General features: G+C 74.8%; 7 protein-coding genes. All 7 read left to right on the plus strand.

What is annotated here, in order from left to right:
- Window positions 1-21: 21 nt before the first annotated feature.
- A complete protein-coding gene (locus tag LCH29_RS02335; protein WP_446459979.1) occupies window positions 22-1,035 on the plus strand; it encodes a glycoside hydrolase family 44 protein in 1,014 nt (337 codons plus the stop codon).
- 445 nt (window positions 1,036-1,480) lie between these two features.
- On the plus strand, window positions 1,481-8,428 hold the full coding sequence (locus tag LCH29_RS02340) for an SDR family oxidoreductase (protein WP_446459980.1): 6,948 nt from the start codon (window positions 1,481-1,483) through the stop codon (window positions 8,426-8,428).
- A gap of 2 nt (window positions 8,429-8,430) precedes the next feature.
- Window positions 8,431-13,572 carry a beta-ketoacyl synthase N-terminal-like domain-containing protein gene (locus tag LCH29_RS02345; protein WP_446459981.1) on the plus strand — a complete coding sequence of 1,714 codons (5,142 nt, stop codon included), beginning with the start codon at window positions 8,431-8,433 and terminating at the stop codon, window positions 13,570-13,572.
- 86 nt (window positions 13,573-13,658) lie between these two features.
- Complete coding sequence (locus tag LCH29_RS02350) at window positions 13,659-13,958, plus strand: acyl carrier protein (RefSeq protein ID WP_446460279.1); 300 nt, start codon at window positions 13,659-13,661, stop codon at window positions 13,956-13,958.
- A 2-nt stretch (window positions 13,959-13,960) separates the two neighbouring features.
- The gene (locus LCH29_RS02355; protein ID WP_446459982.1) at window positions 13,961-14,827 is read left to right on the plus strand and encodes an alpha/beta fold hydrolase; all 867 of its coding nucleotides are present in this window, start codon (window positions 13,961-13,963) and stop codon (window positions 14,825-14,827) included.
- Window positions 14,824-16,080 carry a glycosyltransferase gene (locus LCH29_RS02360; RefSeq protein WP_446459983.1) on the plus strand — a complete coding sequence of 419 codons (1,257 nt, stop codon included), beginning with the start codon at window positions 14,824-14,826 and terminating at the stop codon, window positions 16,078-16,080. Before LCH29_RS02355 ends, LCH29_RS02360 begins: the two co-directional genes overlap by 4 nt.
- A complete protein-coding gene (locus tag LCH29_RS02365; protein WP_446459984.1) occupies window positions 16,077-17,189 on the plus strand; it encodes a class I SAM-dependent methyltransferase in 1,113 nt (370 codons plus the stop codon). Before LCH29_RS02360 ends, LCH29_RS02365 begins: the two co-directional genes overlap by 4 nt.
- Window positions 17,190-17,277 lie beyond the last annotated feature (88 nt).

Genomic DNA, 17,277 nt, shown 5'->3' on the forward strand with positions numbered 1-17,277 from the left:
CCCGGTGAGGGTGCCGTCGTGGTGGTCGACGGAGGAGCCTCGCTGAGCACCGCCCTCAGCGTCGACACCACCACCGGCCGCAAGGCCATCGACCCGCACATCTACGGGATCAACTTCGCCGACGAGGCGCTGGCCGAGGAGCTGCGCCTGCCGGTCCGGCGGTGGGGCGGCAACGCCACCAGCCGCTACAACTACCAGTTCGACGCGTACAACGCGGGCCACGACTGGTACTTCGAGAACCTGTACTACGAGAACGGAACCGCCCAGCTGCCGGACGGCTCGCAGGCCGACAAGTTCGTCGAGCAGGACCGCCGCACCGGCACCGACACCGTGATGACCGTGCCGATGAGCGGCTGGACGACCGCGGCGCGCAACGCCGCCTGCGGCTTCAGCGTCGCCACGTACGGGCCGCAGAAGGCGAACGACGCGCAGTGGCGCCCGGACTGCGGCAACGGTGTGAAGACCGACGGCACCAACGTCACCGGCAACGACCCGAAGGAAACCAGCGTTCCCGCCGGCCCGGAGTTCACCAAGGGCTGGGTCGAGTATCTGAAGCGCACCTACGGCGCCGCGGACGACGGCGGGGTCGGCTTCTACAACCTCGACAACGAGCCCGACCTGTGGTGGAGCACCCACCGGGACGTCCACCCGGAGGGCACGGGCTACGACGAGATGCGCGACAGCACGTACGCCACCGCCGCCGCCATCAAGGACGCCGACCCGCTCGACATCCTCAAGGGCGCCTGGGTGGTCGTACGACGCCTGGGCGTCCCCGATCTGACGACCACCGTGCTCACCCTGACCCTGACCGGCCTCGCCGCCGACTCCACCACCGCCGGGGGCACCGGCGGCACGGCCCGCCGCATGCTGCCCGTCCTCGCGATGTTCCTCGGGGCCCTCGCCGGCGCCTGGCTGTTTCTGCGCTGGGGTCTCGCCGCCACCCTGGGCCCGGCCCTGACGCTGCTCGCCGTCACCGCCGTCCTGGCCCACCGCCTCTCGGCGGACGACGCGGTCTGGGCCCGGCCGGGAAACTGAGCGGTTGCGTCCGCGGGTTGATTCCGGCCGCACTTTCCGGCGATGCGCCGCATGTGCGCGTAATTCAGAATGCGGAACGTGGTCCGCCGATTGGGTTCGATCGGCGCGCTCGAGCGGTTTTCCCGGCGGGACTCCCGCTGGGTAAATGGTGTATTCGAGGGGCACAAGGGACGCCGGTGGCACGCTCTCTTCCGCCCCAGCTCACGCAAGGTACATCAATATTTAACAAAGAAAGAGAGGGGCGGCACCGCGATCGATCTCCCCGCCTATGGCGAGATCCAGCCCGTCCTGGCAGGTACGGCGCTCGCAACTTGTTGACGGCTCAGTAACCGGATCGCTAATTTCGCCTCCGCGTCGTTTTGTGTAAAAGGCGCAAGCCGTACGTTAGACGTGCATGTCAGAATTATCTCCCTTTCGCGGCTACAGCGATTTATCCGGAGAAAACATGTCATCCGTTGCGTATCCTGGCGATCTGGTTATAGGCATCACTCCGTTCGGGGAACCGGACCCCCGGCTCGCCGCGGCGGTCAGCCGCGCGGGCGGCCTCGGCGTCCTCGACCTGGGAACGACGCGCCGCACGGCACTGGACGCGTGGGAACGCGTCCACGACTGGGTTGCCGACGGGCGGTACGGCGTACGCGTGGCGGCGGGCTGCCCCCTGACGCCCGCGGATCTGCGGTACGCGGCACCACCGGACACCGGGCCACCGGGGGACGGCGGCGAACCCGGGCCGCACACCGTGATCCTCGGCGCGGGCGCGCCCTGGCCGCTCGACGCCGTCGTCGGGCGGCATCGCGTGCTGGTCGAGGTCACCGACCTCGACCAGGCACTCGAAGCGGTCCGGGACGGGGCACACGGGCTGATCGCCCGCGGCAGCGAATGCGGCGGGCCGGTGGGTGAACTGAGCACCTTCGTCCTGCTCCAGCGGCTGTTGGCCGAGCCCGGGGTGTCCGTACCGGTGTGGGCCTGCGGCGGCATCGGCCCGCGCACCGCCGCCGCGGCGGTCATCGGGGGCGCGGCCGGGGTCGTCCTGGACACCCAGCTGGCCCTGCTCGCCGAATCGGGGCTCCCCGAGGACCGTGCCGCGCTGCTCCGCCCGATGGACGGATCGGAGACCACCGTCGTCGACGGGCGCCGCACGCTGCGCCCGCGGGCGCGCTCCCCGCGGCCCGGGCCACCGCCCCTGACGGTGGGTCAGGACGGGTTCCTCGCGGCGCGCTTCGCCGCGCGCTGGCGTGACGTCGGCCGCGCCGTCCGGGGCATCACCGACGCCATCCGGGGCGTCGTACGGCATGCTGCGCCCGGGGCCCCGTTCCACCTGCCCGTCGCGCAGGGCCCGATGACGCGGGTCAGCGACCAGGCGGGGTTCGCCTCCGCCGTCGCGGCGGACGGCGCGCTGCCGTTCATCGCGCTCGCCCTGGCCGGACGCGAGCAGGCGCGCACCCTGCTGGAGGACGCCGCTGCCGCGCTGACCGGGCGCCCGTGGGGGGTGGGCGTCCTCGGCTTCGCCCCGGAGGACATCAGAAGCGCCCAGCTGGAGGCCGTACGGGAGATCCGCCCGAGCCACGCCATCATCGCGGGCGGACGGCCGTCCCAGGCCGCGGCGCTGGAGCGGGACGGCATCACCACCTATCTGCACGTGCCCTCGCCCGGACTGCTGCGCCAGTTCCTGGAGGGCGGGGCGCGGCGCTTCGTCTTCGAGGGCTCCGAGTGCGGCGGCCATGTGGGTCCGCGCGCGAGCTTCCCGCTGTGGGAGGCCCAGATCGCCGTCATCGAGGACTTCCTCGACGACCCCGCGCACCGGGCCGACGGCGCGGGCATCGAGGTCTACTTCGCCGGTGGCGTGCACGACGAACGGTCCGCCGCGATGGTGGCCGCGCTCGCCGCCCCGCTGACCCGGCGCGGCGTCGCCGCGGGGCCGCTCATGGGCACCGCGTACCTGTTCACCGAGGAGGCCGTCGCCCACGGCGCCGTGCGACCCCTCTTCCAGCGCCAGGTGCTGGCCGCCGAGCGCACCGCGCTGCTGGAGACCGCGCCCGGCCACGCCACGCGCTGTGTGCCGAGCCCCTTCACCGAGAGCTATCGCGCCCTCAAGGAGCGGCTGCGGGACGAGGGCGTGCCCGACCGGGAGCTGTGGGAGCGGCTGGAGCGGCTGAACGTGGGGCGGCTGCGCATCGCCAGCAAGGGCCTGGAACGCGGCCCCGACGGCCGGCTGGCCGAGGCCGACGAGCAACGCCAGCTCTCCGACGGCATGTTCATGGCCGGACAGGTCGCGGTGCTGCGCTCGGCCACCACCACCATCGCCGCGCTGCACCACGCGGTGGGCCCGGCCGCGGCGGACTTCCTCGCCGCGCGGGCCGGGGCGCTGTGCGCGCCGCTCGGCGTGGCCGGAGCCCCCGCGACGGCTCCGGCGCCCGCACCGCTGGACGTGGCCGTGGTCGGCATGGCCTGCATGTTCCCGCAGGCGCCCGACCTCGCCTCGTTCTGGGCCAATGTGGTGGGCGGCGTCGACGCCATCACCGAGGTGCCCGCCGAGCGCTGGGACCCCGCCGTCCACTACACGGGCGACGAGGACGGCGCCTCCGCCTCCCGGTGGGGCGGCTTCCTGCCCCGCATCCCCTTCGACCCGCTGCGCTACGGCATCCCCCCGGCCTCCCTCGGCAGCATCGAACCGGTCCAACTGCTGGCCCTGGAGGCCGCCCGCCGGGCGCTGGACGACGCCGGGTACGGCGACCCCGGGGACGGGTGCCGGGCGTTCGACCGCGCCCGCACCTCCGTGGTGTTCGGCGCCGAGGCGGGGAGTGACCTGTCCAACGCGCAGACCCTGCGCGCCGTCCTGCCCTCGTACTTCCGCGAGGTGCCCGAGGACCTGGCCGGGCAACTGCCCACACTCACCGAGGACTCGTTCCCCGGCATGCTCGCCAACGTCATCTCCGGACGGATCGCCAACCGGCTCGACCTCGGCGGCGCCAACTACACCGTGGACGCGGCGTGCGCGTCCTCGCTCGCCGCCGTCGACGTCGCCTGCAAGGAGCTGACCGCGGGCACCAGCGACCTCGTCCTGTGCGGCGGCGCCGACCTGCACAACGGCATCAACGACTACGTGCTCTTCTCCTCCGTGCACGCCCTGTCCCCGACCGGCCGGTCCCGGGCGTTCGACGCGTCGGCCGACGGCATCGCGCTCGGCGAGGGCGTCGCGTGCGTCGTCCTCAAGCGGCTGGCCGACGCCGAACGCGACGGCGACCGGATCTACGGCGTCATCAAGGGCGTCGGCTCGTCCAGCGACGGCCGCTCGCTCGGGCTGACCGCGCCGCGCCCCGAGGGCCAGCGGGCCGCACTGGAGCGCGCCTACGCGAGCGCCGGGATCTCCCCGGCGCGTGTCGGCCTGGTCGAGGCGCACGGCACCGGTACGGCGGTGGGCGACCGTACCGAACTCACCGTCCTCGGCGAGGTGTTCGCCGAGGCGGGGGCGGCCACCGGCGGCTGCGCGCTCGGCTCCGTCAAGACCCAGATCGGGCACACCAAATGCGCCGCCGGGCTGGCCGGGCTGGTGAAGACCGCGCTCGCGCTGTACACGGGCGTCAAGCCGCCGACCCTGCACCTGACGCGGCCGAACCCGGCGTGGGACGCGGAGCACGGCCCCTTCGCCTTCCACACCGAGGCGCGGCCGTGGGCCACGGCGCCCGCGGACCGGGTGGCCGGGGTCAGCGCGTTCGGCTTCGGCGGGACCAACTTCCACGTGGTGCTGGCGGCACACGGCAAGGGCGCGCCGCCACCCGCGCACACGCTCGACGCCTGGCCCTGCGAACTCTTCCTCTTCCGCGGGGCCGACCGGGGGGCCGCGCTGCGCGCGGTCGAGGACACGCTGCGGCACACCGAGGCCAACGACGCGGCGGGGCGGCCCCGGCGGCTGCGCGACCTCGCGCTGACCGCGTCCCGGCGGGCCGACTCCGGCCACGAACCGGTGCGGGTGGCGGTGGTGGCCACGGACCTGGACGACCTGGCGGAGCGGTTACGGCGGGTGCTTTCGGGCGACGCGGCCATCTCCGGGCGGCCACCCAGACCGGGCGGGCGGGACGAGGGGCTGTACGTGGCCGACACGTCCCCGGACGCCGACCCGGAGGACCCGCCCGGCAAGGTGGCCTTCCTCTTCCCCGGGCAGGGCAGCCAGCGGCCCGGGATGTTCGCTGACGTGTTCGTGGCCTTCCCCGAACTGCGGCGGCATCTGCTCCACGGTTCCGGCTACGCCGATGTGCTGTACCCTCCGGCCGCCTTCGACGAGGCCGGGAAGGCGGCGCAACACGCCGCCCTCACCGACACCCGGGTGGCCCAGCCCGCCCTGGGCATCGTGGGGCTCGCCGCCCACGCCCTGCTCACCTCCGCCGGAGTACGGCCCGACATGGCGGCCGGACACAGCTACGGCGAACTGGTCGCGCTGTGCGCCGCGGGCGCCCTCGACCCGCGCACCCTGCCCCGGCTCAGCGCCGCGCGGGCGGCCGCCATCCTCGACGCCGCCGAGGCCGCCGGACACGAGCCCGGCACCATGGCCGCCGTGACCGCCCCGGCCGACACCGTCGAGCGGCTGTTGAGGGAAGCCGGGCTCGCCGAGCACGTGGTGGCCGCCAACCACAACGCACCCCAGCAGACCGCGATCTCCGGTCCCGAACGGGAGGTGGCGGAGGCGGTCACGCTGCTGCGGGAGGCCGGGCACACGGTCCGGCGCCTCTCCGTGGCGTGCGCCTTCCACAGCCCACTCGTCGCCGGGGCCGGGCCACGCTTCGCCGAGGCGCTGGCCGAACACCCTTTGCGGGCACCGGAGTTCCCCGTCTGGGCCAACCGCACCGCCGCCCCGCACGGCGCGGAACCGGACGCCATCCGCGCCGAACTCGCCGCCCAGATCGGCGCCCCGGTCCGCTTCCGGGACCAGATCGAGGCCATGTACGCGGCGGGCGCCCGGATCTTCGTCGAGGCCGGTCCTGGCACCGTACTGACCCGGCTGGTCGCGGAGATCCTGGGCGACCGGCCGCACCGTACCGTCGCCTGCGACGCGCGACGGGCCCGTACCGAGGGGCGGGGAGGCGGCTTCGAGGGGCCGCGCGGGTTCCTCGAAGCCCTCGCCCAGCTGGCCGTCGCCGGGGTTCCGGTGCGTACGAGCTGGCTGTTCCGCGGCCGTGACGCCGTGGACGCGGCGTCCACCGCACCACCCAAGCGGCCCGGATGGACGGTCGACGGACAACTGGTCCGCACCGCGGACGGTGACCTTCTCCCCGGTGCGCTGGCACCGGCCCGACGTGTCGTGGAGGCAACGGTGAGCCAGACGGACCGCAAGGGCGATGGAGGATACGGGGACCGGGATGCCCTGATCGCCGAATACCTGAGAACGAGCCGGGAGATGATCGCCGCCCAGCGCGACGTCCTGCTCACCTACTTCGGCGGGGCGGCGGGGGAGCGGCCCACGGCCCCGCCGCCGATTGCCGCCGCACCCCTGCCCCTGGCCACACCCGCCACCGCACCGCCCCTGCCCGCGCAGCCCGCGGCGGACACCCCCGCCCCGGTCGTCGTTGAACCGGCCACCGCCGAACCGGCCGCGTCCGCCACCGGGCCCGAAGTCCTGCGCGCGGTCTCCGAGATCATCAGCGAACGCACCGGCTACCCCGTCGACATGATCGAACCCGATCTCGACCTCGAGGCCGATCTCAGCATCGACTCGATCAAACGCGCCGAGATCGCCGGTGAGCTGGCCCGCCGCCTCGGTGTCGCGGGCGCCGGAACCGCCGCGCTGGGCGACGAGGAGCTGGAGGAGCTGGCCAAGGCCCGTACGACCGCGGCCGTCACCGACTGGCTCACCGCGCGCCTCGCCCCCGCCGAGGCCGACCCCGCAGGTGTCGCACAGGAGGAGCCCGCCGCCGCGCCGGGCGTCGCGCCCCGGCGGATGCGGCTGGTGCCCGTACCCCTGGAGGAGCGGGAGGACACGTCGCCCGACCTCACCGGCAAGCGCTTCGCCCTGCTCGGCGGGGACACGGACGGGGCGGCCGCCGCCGTCGCCGCCCGGCTGGCCGGATACGGCGCCGAGGCCATGCCCCTCGCCGCGGGCCATCTGCTCGCCGAGGACGACGGCCCGGTGGACGGCGTGCTGCTGCTCGACCCGCTGACCGGGTCCGGGGCGCCCCTGCTGCCCGGGGCGTTCGCCGTGCTCCAGGCCGCGCTGCGGCGCGGACCGCACTGGCTGCTGGCCGTGCGCGCGGCCGACCCGCTCGACCCGCGCCCGGCGGGGTTGCGCGGGGTGTTCCGTACGGTGGCCAGGGAGTACCCGGACACGGCCGCCACCCTGGTGGAGCTGGCCGCCGGCGCGCCCGCGTCCGGCGACGACGTGGCCGCCGCACTGCTCGACGAGCTGTCCGCCACCGACCGTGCGCCCGTCGTCCTGCGCACCGCCGACGGGCGACGGCACCGGCTGGACCTGACCCACGCCCCGCTCGGGCCGCTCGCGGCCTCGGGCGCCGGGCCCGCCGGGGACGGCGCGGCGGAGGCCGCCGCGCTCGGCCTGGACCGGGACTCCGTGGTGGTCCTGGTCGGCGGGGCGCGCGGCATCACCGCCCGCTGCGCCCTCGCCCTCGCGTCCGCCGCCCGCTGCCGGATCGAACTGCTCGGCCGTACGCCGGAACCCACCGGACCGGAGGCCCCGGACACCGCCGCGGCACGCGACGAGACGGCGCTGCGCGCCGCGCTCGCCGCCCGGGGCGCCGCGACACCGGCCGAGATCGAGCGGGAGGTGGCCCGGATCCTCGCCCGTCGCGAAGTCGCCGCCACGCTGGCGGAGTTGACCGCCCTGGGCAGCCGGGTGCGCTACCGCGCGGTGGATGTCCGGGACGACGCGGCCGTGCTCCGGGCCGTGAAGCAGATCCACGCCGACCACGGGCGGCTGGACGGTGCCGTGTACGCCGCCGGTGTCATCGAGGACCGGCTGATCGCGGAGAAGTCCGCCGAGTCCTTCGGGAGGGTCTTCGGCACCAAGGTGGACGGCGCGCGGACCCTGCTGGACGCCCTCGCGGAACTGCCCGAACCTCCGGCGTTCACGGTGCTGTTCGGCAGCATCTCCGCCGCCCTCGGCAACCGCGGCCAAGTGGACTACGCCGCGGCCAACGACGCGCTGGAAACCCTCGGCGCGCAGTGGCGGGCGCGCACCGGCCGCCGGGCGCTGACCGTGCACTGGGGGCCATGGGCCCCGACCGGCACCCACGGCGGGATGGTCACACCGGAACTCGGCCGGGAGTACGCCCGGCGCGGCATCGCGCTCATCGACCCCGAAGAGGGCGCGCTGGCGCTGCTGCGCGAGCTGGCCTGGGGCGAGGAGCCGGACCCGGCCGTCGTCTACACCGCCTCGGGCTGGTGACCATGACCGGCCGTCACCAGACGCCACCGGTGGCCATCGTCGGGATGTCGGTCCTGCTGCCCGGCTCCCCGGACCTGGACACCTACTGGCGCAACCTGACCGGGGGCGTGGACGCCATCACCGAGGTCCCGGCCGGGCGGTGGGACACGGGGTTCTACGATCCCCAGGGCCCCGGTACCCCGGCCGCCCCCGACCGGGTGTACTGCCGCCGGGGCGGCTTCGTCGACACGTACGCGCAGGTGGAGGCCGCCCGGTTCGGCATCATGCCGAACTCGGTGTCCGGCACCGAACCCGACCAGCTGATCGCCCTCGGCGTCGCGGCGGCCGCCCTCGCCGACGCGGGCGGCGACGACCGGCTGCCCGACCGGGAACGGGTGGGCGTCGTCCTGGGCCGGGGCGGCTACCTCACGCCCGGGCTGGTCCGGCTCGACCAGCGCGTCCGCACCGCGCACCAGCTCGTACGCACCCTCGGCGAGCTGCTGCCCGGTCTCGGCCCCGGCCACCTGGACCGGATCCGGGACGCCTTCACCGAGCAACTCGGCCCGGACCGTCCCGAGGCGGCCATCGGCCTGGTGCCCAACCTCGCCGCCTCCCGCATCGCCAACCGGCTCGATCTGCGCGGGCCCGCCTACACCGTGGACGCCGCCTGCGCGTCGTCGCTCGTCGCCGTCGACCAGGCGGTGGCGGAGCTGGCGTCCGGGCGGTGCGACGTGATGCTCGCGGGCGGTGTGCACCACTGCCACGACATCACCCTGTGGAGCGTCTTCGCGCAGCTGCGCGCCCTGTCGCCGAGCCAGCGCATCCGGCCCTTCGACCGCGCCGCCGACGGCCTGCTGATCGGCGAGGGCACCGGCGTGGTCGTCCTCAAACGGCTCGCCGACGCGCGGCGCGACGGCGACCGCGTCTACGCCGTGATCCGCGGCACCGGCGTGGCCTCGGACGGCCGCGCCACCGGGCTGGTGAACCCGGACCCGGGCGGCCAGACCCGCGCCGTACGGCAGGCCTGGCGCGCCGCGGGCCTCGACCCGCGCGAACCGGACTCGATCGGCCTGCTGGAGGCGCACGGCACGGCCACCCCTGCCGGGGACGCGGCCGAACTCACCACGCTGGCCGAGGCGTTCGGGCCCGGCGGTTCTTCTCGTGGCGAGTCTGCCGTCATCGGCTCCGTGAAGTCGATGATCGGCCACACCATGCCCGCCGCCGGTGTCGCCGGGCTGGTCAAGGCCGCCCTCGCCGTCCATCACGGGTGGCTGCTGCCCACCCTGCACTGCGACGACCCGCACCCGGGGCTGGCGTCCACCCGCTTCCGCACCCTCGACGCGGCCACGCCCTGGGAAGCCCCCGTGCGGCGCGCGGCGGTCAACGCCTTCGGGTTCGGCGGGATCAACGCGCACGTGGTGCTGGAGCAGGAGTCGACCGCGCCGGTGAAACGGCGCCCGGCCACCGTCGTGACCGAACCCGAACGGGTGCTGGCCCTGGCCGTGGACACGCCGGAGCGGCTGGCCGAACTGCTCGCGGCCGACGATGCGACCGTACGGGCCTCCGGGGCCGTGCCCGCGTCGGGCCGGGGCGCCCGTACCCGGCTCGGCATCGTCGACCCCACCGCCAAGCGGCTCGCCCTGGCCCGGCGCGTGGTCGCCAAGGGCCGCCCGTGGCGCGGCCGCAACGACGTCTGGTTCACCACGGAGCCGCTGCTCGCGACCGCCGGGAAACTGGCCTTCGTCTTCCCCGGCCTGGAGGCCGAGTTCCAGCCCCGCACGGATGGGATCGCCGAGTACTTCGGGCTGTCCCGGCACACCAGTGACCGCCCCGGCGAGCGGTACGGCGAGGCGGCCCGCGCCGGTGACATCGGCCGCCACGGCGTCGGCGTCTTCGGCGTCGGGCGCCTGCTCAACGCGGCGCTCCGACGCATGGGAATCGTGCCGGACGCGGTCGCCGGACACAGCGTCGGCGAGTGGTCCGCCATGGCCGCGGGCGGACTCTACGCGGGCGAGGCTGTCGACGCCTTCCTCGACTCCTTCGACCCCGAAGCGCTGCGCGTCCCCGGGGTGACCTTCGCCGTTCTCGGCACGGGCGCGGAACGCGTCCTCACCGCGCTCGCGGAGCGGCCGGAGCGCCGGATCGTGCTCTCGCACGACAACGCGCCCAGCCAGTCGATGGTGTGCGGGCCACGGGCCGACGTCGGGGAGTTCGTCCAGGCGATGCGCGCCACGGGCGTGATCGCGCAGGTCCTGCCCTTCCAATCCGGCTTCCACACGCCCATGCTGGCCCCCTACCTCGACCCCATCCGGACCCTGGCGGAGCGCTTCGAGCTGCTCCTGCCGCCCCGTATCCCCGTCTGGTCCGGAACCACGGCCGCGCCGTATCCGGAAACCGAGGCGGAGGTGCGGCAGTTGTTCGTGCGGCACCTCCTGGAACCGGTGCGGTTCCGGCTGCTGACCGAGGCCCTGTACGACGCGGGCTTCCGCGCGTTCGTCCAGATGGGCACCGGCCAGCTGGCCTCGCTCATCGGCGACACGCTCCAGGGGCGCGACCACGTCGTGGTGGCCGCCAACTCGCCCCACCGCGACGGCGTCGCCCAACTGCGCCGCGTCGCCACCGCGCTGTGGACGGAGGGCGCGCCCGTGGACCCCGCCCTGCCGCGCCCCGGCTCGGCGCGGCCGTCGGCCCCGGTGCGTCTCTCCCTGGACGGCGCGCTCGTTTCGCTGAGCGGGCGGCGGCTGGCGGAGTTGCGGGGGATGCTGCCGGCTGGTCTTTCCCCCACCCCGCCCCTTCCCGAAACCGGGGAGCTCCGCCCCCCGGCCCCCCATCCCACACCGGCGGCTGGTCCGGGCCAGGTTGCGCCGCCGCCAGACGTGGCGGTGGCGGGTTCGCAGTACGCCGCATCGCACGCGGTGACAGTGGGTGCGGGCCAGGGCGCGTCGCCACTTCCGGCGGCCTCGCACCACCTCGCGCCGCCGTCTCCGGCGGGCGCGGGTGTGGTCGAGGTGTCGCCTTCGGCGGTGGCTGGTTCGCAGTACGCCGAGCCGTCGCACGTGGCGACGATGAGCACGGGTCAGGTCGCGCCGGGCTCACGCCCCGCAGCGGACCCGCAGTCGCCCGCGGCGCCGTACCCGGCGTCGGGTAGCGCCCACGCTGCGCCGCCGCATGGGGTGACGGCGCACCTCGCGCCGCCGTCTCCGCCGGGCGCGGGTGAGGCCGGGGCGCCGCACCCGGCGGTGGCGGGTTCGCAGTACGCCGCATCGCACGCGGCGACAGCGGGCGTGGCCGCAGCAGGCACGCGTCCGGTGGCGGGACCGCAGCCTTCCGCGCCGCCCTACCTGGTGGCGGGCACCGCCCACGCCGCGCCGCCGCACGCGGCGACGGCGGCTGCTGCGGACGCGCGATCGGCAGCGAGCCCGCAGCACCCCGCGCCACCGTCTCCGGCGCCGGGTGCGGCTCAGGCCGTACCGCCGTACGCGGTGGTGGGGGCCTGGGCTGCCGAACTCGACGCGTTGCTCCGGGAAACGGCCGATGCGGCGGCCGCGCTGGTGGCGGCGGGGCGGGCCCGGCCGGTGGTGCCTCGTGCGCGTACCTACGACGTGCGCGTGTCCACCGAGGCCATGCCCTACCTCCGCGACCACTGCTTCTTCCCGCAGCGGTCCGGGTGGCCCGATGAGGGGGATCGGTGGCCCGTGGTTCCGGCGACCACGATCGTGCAGCACCTCATCGACGCGGCGGAGCACACGGCCGACGGCCCGCACGTGGCCGTGGCCGTGCACGGCGCGCGCTTCGATCAGTGGGTGACCGCGACGCCACCCAGCACCGTCCAGGTCACCGTGACACCGTCGGCCACCGCCCCCGGCCACTACACCGCCACGTTCGGCCGAAGCGCGCGTGGCACCGTTCAGCTCGCGCCCCGTTACCCCGACGCCGCCGAACGCCCCGCGCCGTGGCGCTTCGACCCCGCCACCGAGCGGATACCCGAGCACACCGCGGCGCAGATCTACGACGAGCGCTGGATGTTCCACGGTCCGGCGTTCCAGGGCCTCACCCGGCTCGCCGCGATCGGTGAGATGCAGGTGCGCGGCACGATCACCACCCCGGCGGCGCCCGGTGGGCTCCTGGACAACGTCGGTCAGCTGCTCGGGTACTGGATCATGGCGACCCGTACCGAGCGCTCCGTCGTCTTCCCGGTCGGCATGCGCCTGATGCGCTTCTACGGTCCGCCCCCACGGCCCGGCACCGCGGTGGAGTGCCTGGTCAGGATCGTCGCGCTGACCGATGCGGCGCTGGAGGCCGATGTTCAGCTGCTGATCGGCGGCGAGGTGTGGGCGGAGCTGCACGGCTGGCACGACCGCCGGTTCGACAACGATCCGCAGACCCGCCCGGTGGAGCGCTTCCCGCAGCGCAACACGCTGTCGCGGCCCCAGCCGGGCGGCTGGTCACTGGTGTACGAGCGCTGGCCGGACCTGGCCTCGCGCGATCTGATCATGCGCAATCACCTGGGCAGCGCCGAACGCGCCGAGTACGCACGGCAGTCACCGCTCGGGCGTCGGCAGTGGCTGCTGGGCCGGATCGCGGCCAAGGACGCGGTGCGGCGGTGGCTGTGGGAGCAGGGGGAGGGGCCGGTCTTCCCGGCCGAGATCCGGGTGTGCGAGGACCAGCACGGCCGCCCGTACGCCGTCGGCGTCCACGGCCGGACCCTGCCCCCGCTGGACCTGACGCTGGCGCACCGGGCCGAGGCCGGGGTCGCCCTGGTGGCGCCGCGCCACCCGAGCGAGCAACGCCGTCCCGGCATCGGCATCGAGGAGATCGAGGAGATCGCCGAGCGGGACGCGGCGTTCGGCCCGGTGGAACGCGCGCTCCTCGCCACCGTCACCGCCGCGGGCGACGCGTCCGCCACCTGGTGGGCCGCCGCCTTCCGCGCCGCGAAGGACGCGGTGGCGAGGGCCGACGGCACCGGCCGGGACACCGCGGTGGTCGGCGCGGAGCACACGGACCTCACCGTCGAGGTGGCCACCGCCCCCGGACACCCGCCGCGCCGCTACCGGGTGCGCTGTACGAGGACCGCCAACCCGTCCGGGCTGCCGGGCAGGGAGTACGCCGTGGCCTGGACGACCGGTCCGGGCCACCGGGATCAGGACGAGGAGACCGATCAGTGACCACCGTCGAACCCACCGTCGAACCCACAGCCCCGGCACCCGCAACCGCACCGGACGCACCGGCCGTGCTCGCGGACGTCGCCGGAATGCTCCGGACCATGCTCGACGAGGACGGCCTCGACGACATCGAGGTCGCCATGGACACCCGCTTCACCGATGACCTGGAGCTGGAGAGCATCGACCTGGTGACCCTGGCGGGCAGCCTCCGGGACCGCTACGGGCAGGAGGTCAACTTCGCCGAGTTCGTGGCCGATCTGGAGCTGGACGAGATCATCGGCCTCACCGTCGGGCAGCTCGTGGAGTACATCGTGCGGTGCCTCAGCGCGGTCGAGGCCGGAGCGGCCGAGGCCGGAGCGGTCGACGCCAGAGCGGTCGAGGGGAGCTGACCATGGCGATGATCCAACTCGGTGGCCCGCCCGGCACCGGCGACGGACCGGACGGCCTCCGCCTGCACGTACAGCGGCTGTCCCCGCCGGACGGCCGCCCGCCCACCGCCACCGTCGTACTCGTCCACGGCCTGCTCACCGACTCCCTGGCCAGCTGGTACTTCACCGTGGCCCCGGACCTCGCCGCCGCCGGACTGGACGTGGTGATGTACGACCAGCGGGGGCACGGCCGCAGCGAGCGCCCGGGATCCGGCTACCGGCTGGAGACGTTCGTCAGCGATCTGGAACGGCTGCTTGACCAGCTGGATATCACCACCCCCGTCCACGTGGTGGGCAACTGCTTCGGCGGCACGGTGGCCTACGGATACGCCCTGCGCCGCCCGGAACGGGTGGCCGGTCTCGCGACGATCGAGGCGAAACCCGCCACCCCGAGCTGGCTGACGGACATCAGCGGGATCATGCGGCGCATCGTGGTCGAACTCGTCGCGCACGAGGCCGAGTCGCTGGCCTGGGTCACCGCCCACCGGGGCGCGCACACCGCGCGGCTGGCCAAGTCGGCGGCCCGGCTGGTGCGTACGACCACGATCGCCGAGGACGTGGCGGCGAGCCGGACGGTGAGCGAGGAGCGGGTCCGCGCCCTGCGCTGCCCGGCGCTGGCCGTGTACGGCGCCGACTCCGAACTCGCCGCCGAGGACGGCTGGCTCGGGGCGCTTCCGCCCGGCACCCGGACGGTCATGCTGCCGGGGGAGGGGCACTCGGTGCTGGCCGAGGCGCCCGCGCGGATACGCGCGCTGCTGCTGTCCTGGATCGGCGAACAGGGCACCGCCGTCCCGGTGGCGGCCGGGCTCGAGGGAGCAGATGCCTCATGACCGCGGCATCCGCCACGTCCCCCACCTCCTCGGGCCGCCGCTTCCTCTTCGTCGTGCCGCCGCTCGTCGGCCACGTCAACCCCACCGTCGGCGTGGCGGCCGAACTGACGGCCCGTGGCCACCAGGTGGCCTGGGCCGGGCTGCCGGAGGTCGTGCAGCGGCTGGTCGGCCCCGGTGCCACGGTCCACCGCTGCGCCGGGCCGGTGATCGGTGAGGGCGGGGCGGAGCGCCCGCCCGAGGTGCGCGGCCCGGGCGCGCTGAAGTTCCTGTGGGAGGACTTCCTGGTGCCGCTCGCCGAGGCCATGGCGCCCGATGTGGCGCGGGCCGTCGAGGAGTTCCGCCCGGATGTGGTGGTGGCCGACCAGCAGACCGTGGCGGGCGCGCTGGTGGCCGAGCGGCTGGGCGTACGGTGGGCCACCTCCGCCACCACCTCGGCGGAGTTCACCGGCGCGCTGGACGGCATGCCCAAGATCGACGCGTGGCTGGACGGCCTGCTGGCCGGGTTGCGGGGCCGGATCGGCGATCCGCGCGGCACGGCCGACCCCCGGTTCTCGCCCGATCTGGTGCTGGCGTTCACCACGGAGGAACTGGCCGGGCGGCCCGTCCGGGCGGCCGACCACATCCGGTACGTGGGCCCGTCCATCGCCCGGCGCCCGGCCGAACCGGACTTCCCGTGGGAGTGGCTGGACCCCGCCCGCCCCACCGTCCTGATCACCCTCGGCACCGCGAACACCGACGTTGGGGCGCGTTTCCTCGCCGCCTCGCGGGAGGCCGTACGCGCCCGCGCCGACCGCTTCCAGACGGTCATCGTCGACCCGGCGGGCACCCTGGGGCCACCGGCCACCGACGGGGACAAGAACCTGCTGACGGTCCCGCGGATCCCCCAGCTGCGCCTGCTGGAGCGGGTGGCCGCGGTCGTGTGCCACGCGGGCCACAACACCGTGTGCGAGGCCCTGTGGCACGGCGTCCCGCTCGTGGTGGCCCCGATCCGGGACGACCAGCCCGTGGTGGCCGCCCAGGTGGTGGCCGCGGGCGCGGGCGTCCGGGTCAGGTTCGGCAGGGCGCGGGCGGCGGCGCTCGGCGAGGCCGTCGACGCGGTGCTGGACGAACCGGGCCACCGCGCCGCCGCCGAGCGCGTCGGCGCGTCCTTCCGCGCGGCGGGCGGCGCCCGCGCGGCCGCCGCCCACCTGGAACGACTGGCCGCCACCGCGGCCACCACCCCGCCCACCACGACCCCCGAGGGGGAACGATGAGCCAGGACAACGCCACCTCCGGCAGACTCGGCGCGGAAGCCCCGCGGCCGTCCCGCGCCGAGGCCGTGGCCGCCCTCCGGCCGCGCTACCGGGCCGACCTGGACCAGGGCACCGAGCGGTTCTTCGAGCCGCGCCGCACGGACTGCCCGTGGTGCGGCTCGACCCGGCTGAAGCGGCGGCTGCGCACCAAGGACCGGTTCCAGAACAAGCCGGGCCGCTTCTGGCTGGACACGTGCCGGGACTGCCGCCTGGTGTTCCAGAACCCCCGGCTGAACGGCGACGGGCTGGAGTTCTACTACCGCGACTTCTACGACGGCCTGGGGGAGGAGGGCATGGGCAACGTCTTCTCCGGGCGGCGGAAGATGTACCGCAGGCGCGCGGAGGCCCTGAAGCCCTCCGCCGAGGCCCCGGCGAAGTGGCTCGACGTCGGCACCGGCCACGGCCACTTCCCCGAAGTGGCCCGCACCGTCTTCCCCACCACCGTCTTCGACGGGCTGGACTTCACCGAGGGCGTCGAACTGGCCGAGCGGGAGGGGCGGATCGACCACGGCATCCGGGGCAGCTTCCCGGAGCTGGCCGGGGAGCGGCTGGCCGGGGCTTACGACGTGGTGAGCATGTTCCACTACCTGGAGCACAGTACGGACCCCCGCGCGGAACTCCGTGCGGCCCACCGCGCCCTCGGCCCCGGCGGCCATGTGCTCATCGAAGTGCCCGACCCGGAGTGCTGGTTCGCCCGCCTCTTCGGCCGCTTCTGGCTGCCGTGGCTCCAGCCCCAGCACCTGTACTTCCTCCCGGTGGCGGGGCTGCGGAAGGAACTGGAGGCGCTCGGCTTCACCGTGGTCCTGGAGCAGCACCGCGAGTCGTCCGACACCGTCGACCTGCTGGGCGCGGTGTGGCTGGCGGCCAACGCGGTCCTGCCACCCGACGACGCCCCCTGGCTGGCCCAGCCGCCCGGCCGCGGGCGGTGGCTGCTGCGCTGCGCGGGCCTGGTGGCGGCCATTCCCGCCCTCGTCGTGGCCACCACACTGGACCGGCTGCTGCTCAAGCCACTGGCCGGGCTGGGGAAGGTGTCCAATGCCTACCGTCTGGTAGCCCGGCGCAATGGGTGAATTCGTTCGCCACTTTGCATTTCGCAACGTAAATCGTCACCTCAGTGGCCCTTGGTGGTGCTCGAACTCCAAAAATGTGAACTCCCTT

The organism is Streptomyces sp. BRA346, from assembly GCF_052851135.1.

Excerpts from the sequence above, each read along its gene's own strand:
- LCH29_RS02365 (WP_446459984.1), top strand. The coding sequence starts at position 16,077 with ATGAGCCAGGACAACGCCACCTCCGGCAGACTCGGCGCGGAAGCCCCG.
- LCH29_RS02355 (WP_446459982.1), top strand. The coding sequence starts at position 13,961 with ATGGCGATGATCCAACTCGGTGGCCCGCCCGGCACCGGCGACGGACCG.
- LCH29_RS02340 (WP_446459980.1), top strand. The coding sequence starts at position 1,481 with ATGTCATCCGTTGCGTATCCTGGCGATCTGGTTATAGGCATCACTCCG.
- LCH29_RS02350 (WP_446460279.1), top strand. The coding sequence starts at position 13,659 with ATGCTCCGGACCATGCTCGACGAGGACGGCCTCGACGACATCGAGGTC.
- LCH29_RS02345 (WP_446459981.1), top strand. The coding sequence starts at position 8,431 with ATGACCGGCCGTCACCAGACGCCACCGGTGGCCATCGTCGGGATGTCG.
- LCH29_RS02360 (WP_446459983.1), top strand. The coding sequence starts at position 14,824 with ATGACCGCGGCATCCGCCACGTCCCCCACCTCCTCGGGCCGCCGCTTC.